This window comes from Bradyrhizobium sp. HKCCYLRH1034 (assembly GCF_051168375.1).
Lineage (GTDB): Bacteria > Pseudomonadota > Alphaproteobacteria > Rhizobiales > Xanthobacteraceae > Bradyrhizobium.
Window position 1 is genome coordinate 281,896 of sequence record NZ_JBNPUW010000010.1, and the last position, 6,342, is coordinate 288,237.

Sequence of the window (6,342 nt, forward strand, 5' to 3'; positions counted from 1 at the left end):
CGACGGCTGAAGAACGTCCAGATGACATCCGGCCGTCGAGCGCCACCGACAGCCGCACTGGGCGACCTGATGCGTCATCAGGGGTCAATGCCGAGCGGCTGTCGCCTCGCGCCGGCAACCGGCGCGGCCATGACGGCCGGCCGGCGCGGCGATCAAATTCCGATGCGATTATTTCTGCTGCCTGGTTCGACCCGGCACCGCCGGCCGGGGCGGAATCAAGTGCGCCGTCCCGCGGCCGTGCCGCGTGGCCATCGGGCGACGCCTGGAAGCCGTGGACTTCTTCGCGCGTTTGCCGAGGCTGCTGCTGATGGATTGGATCTCATCGAGCAAGGCATCACAAAGCTCGATCTGCGACCGCAGCGCGGATTGCTGCGAACGGCCCGACGTTGGCCGGCCGAAACGTAATTTGGCAAGGCGTATTTTATTCAGCGATTTCAGGACGGCCTTCAAAGCGCTACCGCCGCCACCCATCTCAATATCCTCAATCAACGCGGCACCAAGCTCGTCACACAAGGACGGACCCCACTCGTTGGCGAGTTTCGAGGGCTTCTTCGCCGAATGCCGCCGAACCGTCATCGCAACGATGCACGAATTCGATTTTCGGCATTAAATTAACCACTCGCGACAAGTTAATTTACCATTTGACAGCAAGACATTAAATACTTCTAGCGCTCGCTGCGGTTTGCAGTAAAATGCTACCGCATTGCCAGAAAGGTATTTTTAAGTACCTTTCGTCCGGTACAATTGAAGCTTTAGTTTGTTCAGTCTACCCTTTTATGTCTCCGACCGTGCAGAATCGTCTCTACACAATTAATTTAATTCTAGATTACGTAAGAATACGGTGCGGAGCTGCCCATTTAATCGTCTGCGCGATGATCGACGCTCCCCGAACGCGGCTGGACCGGCCGAGCACCGCCCTTATCGGCCATCGCGGCCGCCATCTTGCGCCGAGCTTGACCATGACTCGATAGAGCGGAGCGTCCAGCGCCGTTCGGAGACGTCGAGGAAGGGGCCCAGGTTACCACAACATGGGCCGCGCCGGCGCCCCGCACACCAGCGCGCGGCGGTACAGCACGCCCCGGGGCGTCTCGACGGCGACGCGCCGAATGCATCCGGGATGAATCGCGAGATTGTAATGAAACGGAGTGGCCTCGAATGCCCCGTGCAGCCGGCAGAGTCGGCTGAGATCCGGCCCGCACTCCGTCAGCGGATAGAGGCCGCGCGCCGACGCGGGATCGGATAGGCCCGTGAGGGCGATCGCGAAAGCGCCTGCGGCGATCCTGATCACGTTCGACAATTGCGTGCTCCGTTGCAAACAGCCTCAAAGGCTGGCGCAGCAGCATAGACTTGATCGGCGGCCTAGGACAACCGGCCGCCCGCATGCGGTCCCGCCGCCCGCACGGCCTTCGAATCTCGCCGATTACAGAGGCGCCTGGGCGGCGCGGGTTCGCCTCCCTCGGCTGTCCGGCTGCCTCGGCTCACCGACGCGCTGCGCGGACTGCGATGTCGTCGCGCCTGCTCGAGCGAAGCGACTCAGGCTAACCGTTGCGCAACGGCTTTGTGCTTAAAATTGCTCGGGTTCTGTTAGGTCGAATGGATCATCCCTTCACCGTGGGACCCTCCTGGCGGCGTTGACAGCCTTGAGTGGTAATATGGTAATGTCAGACTGTGGCCTAATTGGCACGGCCGGGCAAAAGCGGACCAACCGGAATGGCGGTGCGCTTTCGTCCGGTATGGCTGCCGGGTAGGTTGAAACAAGTGGGACGTTCTCCCTTCTTGGTGAGGGAGCAGCGTGGGGAACGTATTTTTGCTGTATTTGGGGAAGCGTTTGAAAGCCTTGATCAAGCCGCCCGGGTCGACCGGTGGCGGGGCTGCTGTGCGCAAGAGCGCAGCGGGCCCGAAGGGCTTTCGTGGCCTTCGCCGTGGCTCGCGCGCGCTCTTGACTCTGGCGATCCTGGCGCTTCTGCCAGCCTGCTCCCTGCTTCCCGGGACGGGGCCGACCAGCGACGCAGTGAGCGACAATGCCACGGCCAGCGTGCGGTCGAATACGGCGCTCCCCTATGCGCTGGTCGACGTCAGCCCCGAGACGATCGGCTTCCTGTCGCAGCCCAACATGGTCACGTTCCAGGGCGTGTTTCCCGACAAGCGGCCGAAGCCGGTGCAGCTCGCCGGCATCGGTGACGTGCTGAACGTGTCCATTTTCGAAGCCGCCCCAGGCGGGCTGTTCACGCCGGCCACGGCCGCCGGCGCCCGACCTGGCAACTTCGTGGATCTGCCGGCGCAGGCGGTGGACCAGCAAGGCAATATCCGCGTTCCCTATGCGGGCGAGATCGCCGCCGCCGGCCGGACGCTGCCGCAGATCGAGCAGGAGATCGTCCTCCGGCTGCAGAAGCGCGCCCTCGAGCCGCAGGTCGTGGTCAGCCTGAACCAGCAGCATTCCAGCGTGGTCAGCGTGCTCGGCGACGTCAACACGCCGGGCGTGCTGGCCCTCAACAGCGTGGGTGAACGCCTGCTGGCGGTGATCGCGCGTGCGGGCGGCCCGAGGCACGAGGCGATCGAAAGCTACGTGACCCTGCAGCGGGACGGCAAGCGCGTGCGCGTGCTGCTCAGCCGCGTGGTGCAGGATCCGCGCGAGAACATCTTCATCCGCCCGAACGACGTCATCTACATCACGCGGGAATCCCCGACGTTTACGGCCCTCGGCGCCCTCAACCAGAACGTCTTCGGCTTCAATTCCGAGATTGCGTTCGATACGGAGACGCTGACGCTGGCCCAGGCGATCGGCAAGGCGGGCGGCCTGAACGACCAGCAATCGGATCCCGCCGAGGTCTTCCTCTATCGCTACGAGGAGCGCCCGCTACTGCAGAAGCTCGGCATCGATACCAGCCGCTTCATCTACGACCGCATTCCGACCATCTACCACGTCAACCTGCGCGATCCCTCCGGCATGCTGCTGGCTTCGGGCTTCCAGATGCGCAGCAAGGACGTGATGTACGTCGCCAATGCCAAGGTGGTCGACTACTACAAGCTTCTGACCCTGATCAACAACACGGCAACGACGACGTCCAACACGGCCACCGCGGTGATCAACGTCAACACGGCGACGAAGACCCGGTGGTGAAGCGCAACGGCGGGCCGGTAGCGGCCTGAACGGGAGCGGCGGGCCGGAGTCCGCCCCGCTCAAGGTTGCGGCATCGGACGGCCGTCGTGTGACAAGCCGTGACAATCCAGCCAATCGCCGCGACCAAACGACACCGGCGCTGCATCCGGCCGCGACATCGAACGCGCAGTATCCCTCTGCAGGCGACGCGATCGCCCGCGCGAACGAATTGGGAGACTGACGTGAAGACATCCATCGCGACATTTCTGCTCGTGGCAGTCCTTTCGGCGGCAGCCGCGGCCGACGCGAATGCCTGGACCCGCAGCGGCTCGGTCACCGGACCGCGCGGCACCACCTCATTTGGCGGCTCCGGCAGTTGCTCCGGGGGTGCCTGCGCCTGGCAGGGTGGCGGCACAGGTCCCGCCGGCCGCAGCTGGTCGCGCTCTGGCTCCGCGAGCTGCAGCGACGGCAGCTGCACCCGGCAGGGCCAGGGCACGGGACCGCGCGGCAATTCCTACAGCTACAGCCGCACCGTCACGCGCTGAGCGGACGCCGCGCTGGCGGCGCGGCCCTCCGGAAGCATTGACACCGCCGGTCCGCTTGCTGTTCCGGAGCGGACCCGCGCGCCGTCTCCATCCGATCACACCGGATACGCGCCATGCCCATCCTCTCGCCCCTCTCCCCGTCGACGCGCATGATCGTGCTGTTGACGGCAGTCGGCTTCATGACGCTGGAATATGGGCTCGGCCGGCTCGCCGGCCGCGAGACTCACGACCTGCGTGAGACCGCGGTCTCGTTCACGATCGCGATCGGACAGCACCTCATCCGCGCAATGGTCGCGCTCGTCGCGGCCGTTCCCTTCTTCATCGCCTATCGCCACAGGATGTTCGATTTCGATCCCAGCCGGCCGCTGGCCCTGCTCGCCTTGTTTCTCGCCAGTGAGTTCGTCTATTATTGGCACCATCGCGCCTCGCATCGGGTTCGCTGGCTGTGGGCCACGCATGCCGTGCATCACTCTTCGACGCATCTGAACCTGACGGCGGCCATTCGTCTCGGCTGGACAAGCGAGATCTCCGGACATTTTCTGTTCTATCTGCCGCTGGCGCTGCTCGGCTTCCATCCGCTCGCGATCATCGCCATGCTCGGCGTCAATCTGCTCTACCAATTCTTCATCCATACCGAGCTCGCACCGCATCTCGGTCCGCTCGAATATGTGCTGAACACGCCACGACATCACCGCGTTCACCACGCGGCCAACGCGTCCTGTCTCGATCGCAATTATGGCGGCATGCTCATCATTTTCGACCGGCTGTTCGGTAGTTTCGCCGAGGCCCCGGCCGGCGAGACCTTGCGCTATGGCCTCATCGGCGTTGAACCGAGTGTCAATCCGTTGCGGATCGCATTTGGCGAATGGATTGCGATCGCCCGCGATCTCGCGGCAGCCCGGAGTTGGACGATGCGGCTGCGCGTGCTGACCGCTGCGCCCGGAGAGAATCTCCACCGCGGGGAGTCCCCCGCCAGCCGAGAAGGATGCTCATGATGTCACATCGCCGATCGTTCATGGCTGCCATGGCGGCCGCTCTGCTCGTGTCGACCACGGCGCTCGCCGCCGAGCGCGGCATCATCCTCGATACAAGCGACGGCCCGCGTCATGCGCTGGTGATGACCACGGGCAGGACGCCACAGCCGACCGTGATCGTGCTCCATGGCGCGCTCGGCAGCGGCGCCGGCACCGCCCGCACGACAGGCTTTGCCGAAGCCGCGAGAGCCCATGGCTTCGCCGCGGTCTTTCCCGACGGCGTCGACCGGCAATGGAATGACGGCCGCGACGGCCGCTCCGGCGGTCCCGATGATGTCGGCTTCATCCGCAACTTGGTCCGGCAGCTCGTCGCCGACGGCACGGCCGATTCCCGGCGCATCTATCTCGCCGGCATCTCGAATGGCGGCATGATGAGCTTCACCCTGGCCTGCAAGGCGCCGGAGCTGTTTGCCGGCATCGGCACGGTGATCGCCAACATGCCTGAAGGCATCGAGCCCTGCACCGCGCGGCCGGTGCCGGTGGTGATGATCAACGGCACGGCTGATCCCATGGTGCCCTATCGCGGCGGCGAGGTCGGGCTGCGCGGCGGGCGCGGCCGGGTGTGGAGCGCTGAAAAGACGGCGGAGTTCTTTGCGCGGCGCGACGGTTGCAGCGCACGCCAGGCCGTGGCGCTGCCGCATCGGGATCTCGCCGGCGACACCTCCGTCACGCAACTCAGCTGGCGCGATTGTCAGGTGATCGGCGGCGTGTCGCTGTATCGCGTCGAAGGTGGCGGACATGCCCTGCCCGGCCGCCGCCCGCTGGCGCCGCGCCTGCTCGGCCCGAGCAATTTCGACATCGATGCCGCCGAGGTCATTCTCCGCGCGTTCGATCTCGCGCGCACGCTGTAGTCCGGCAAGTCTGAAGGCTCCGAGCGTGCCGAGACGGAGCGGTCACCAGTGGGCACGCGAGCTCAGGCGGCGATCGTCGGCGTGGTGTTCGGTTCGCGCGGCAGCTCTGCCTCGCCGTGCGAAGGAAGATTCTCACCGCGGATGCCGAGCGGCGGTCCGATCCACAACGCGTGCGCGGTGTGATCGGCCAACGGCTCCGTCGTATTCGGATGCACGAGCACGCTGAGGCGGCCATGATTGAGCATCAGCCATGGCACCAGCGCTGGAAACACGTCGACCGCGAAGGCAACTTGATACATCGGCCGCTCGTGAGGCCCGACCAGCGCGTCATGCCAACGCCCGAGCGTCACGAGGAAGCGGTCGGCCATCCACTGCCGCAGCTGTGCCGCTTCGGCTCGAGTGGCATCATCGAAATAGATGTGGGCATGAAAGCTCGCAATTGCGCTCAGGCGATGCGGCTGCGCTGCCGAGGTCGTTTCCATCCGCGCCTCTCGATCGATTCAACCGCGTTCGATCAATTCAATCACGTTGGCCGCACAGGCGAACCGATGCGGCGTGGTCATCCTAGCATCGCAGCCTGCCCTCGGTCGCGCCGCGAGTCATCGCCGGCGGACGCTGGCCTCGAGATCTCGGCGGGGCTCGAGCTTCGACCCCGGCAGCATGTCGCCGCGCGAACGACCGCATCAGGACAAACGACAACGCCGCGCTGAGGTTTCAGCGCGGCGTTGTTGTTTTGGGTTGTGAAGAGGGGATGTCCTTTGCAGGCCTGGCAGCGACCTACTCTCCCAGGGCTTGAGCCATAGTACCATTGG

The 6,342-nt window shown here is 65.0% G+C and carries 7 protein-coding genes; 4 read left to right on the top strand and 3 right to left on the bottom strand.

The features are described from left to right. Positions 1-168: 168 nt before the first annotated feature. Together ACQR0W_RS24115 and ACQR0W_RS24120 are read right to left on the bottom strand one after the other, a co-directional pair. Positions 169-576: a hypothetical protein gene (locus ACQR0W_RS24115; protein WP_315717384.1), complete on the bottom strand. Its 408-nt coding sequence runs from the start codon at positions 574-576 to the stop codon at positions 169-171. Between the two features lie 442 nt (positions 577-1,018). Continuing rightward, positions 1,019-1,288: a hypothetical protein gene (locus ACQR0W_RS24120; protein WP_409977967.1), complete on the bottom strand. Its 270-nt coding sequence runs from the start codon at positions 1,286-1,288 to the stop codon at positions 1,019-1,021. Between the two features lie 723 nt (positions 1,289-2,011). Between ACQR0W_RS24120 and ACQR0W_RS24125 the strand changes: the two genes are divergently transcribed. The 4 genes from ACQR0W_RS24125 (at position 2,012) to ACQR0W_RS24140 (ending at position 5,530) form a co-directional block, all read left to right on the top strand. Beyond that, a complete protein-coding gene (locus tag ACQR0W_RS24125) occupies positions 2,012-3,121 on the top strand; it encodes a polysaccharide biosynthesis/export family protein (RefSeq protein WP_315717382.1) in 1,110 nt (369 codons plus the stop codon). A 221-nt stretch (positions 3,122-3,342) separates the two neighbouring features. Continuing rightward, a complete protein-coding gene (locus ACQR0W_RS24130) occupies positions 3,343-3,645 on the top strand; it encodes a hypothetical protein (RefSeq protein WP_316170944.1) in 303 nt (100 codons plus the stop codon). A gap of 113 nt (positions 3,646-3,758) precedes the next feature. Further along, positions 3,759-4,640 carry a sterol desaturase family protein gene (locus tag ACQR0W_RS24135; RefSeq protein WP_316170945.1) on the top strand — a complete coding sequence of 294 codons (882 nt, stop codon included), beginning with the start codon at positions 3,759-3,761 and terminating at the stop codon, positions 4,638-4,640. Continuing rightward, positions 4,640-5,530 carry an alpha/beta hydrolase family esterase gene (locus ACQR0W_RS24140; RefSeq protein WP_315717379.1) on the top strand — a complete coding sequence of 297 codons (891 nt, stop codon included), beginning with the start codon at positions 4,640-4,642 and terminating at the stop codon, positions 5,528-5,530. The genes ACQR0W_RS24135 and ACQR0W_RS24140 overlap by 1 nt, the downstream gene beginning before the upstream one ends. A 62-nt stretch (positions 5,531-5,592) precedes the next feature. Here the strand turns inward: ACQR0W_RS24140 and ACQR0W_RS24145 are convergent, their stop codons facing one another. Continuing rightward, entirely contained in the window at positions 5,593-6,012 is a 420-nt protein-coding gene (locus ACQR0W_RS24145; protein WP_315717378.1) for a DOPA 4,5-dioxygenase family protein, read from the bottom strand. Positions 6,013-6,342: the final 330 nt, after the last annotated feature.

What these genes read in the sequence shown, in the direction of transcription:
- ACQR0W_RS24115 (WP_315717384.1), bottom strand. Translation starts at nt 576, where the DNA reads ATGACGGTTCGGCGGCATTCGGCGAAGAAGCCCTCGAAACTCGCCAAC.
- ACQR0W_RS24135 (WP_316170945.1), top strand. Translation starts at nt 3,759, where the DNA reads ATGCCCATCCTCTCGCCCCTCTCCCCGTCGACGCGCATGATCGTGCTG.
- ACQR0W_RS24140 (WP_315717379.1), top strand. Translation starts at nt 4,640, where the DNA reads ATGTCACATCGCCGATCGTTCATGGCTGCCATGGCGGCCGCTCTGCTC.
- ACQR0W_RS24145 (WP_315717378.1), bottom strand. Translation starts at nt 6,012, where the DNA reads ATGGAAACGACCTCGGCAGCGCAGCCGCATCGCCTGAGCGCAATTGCG.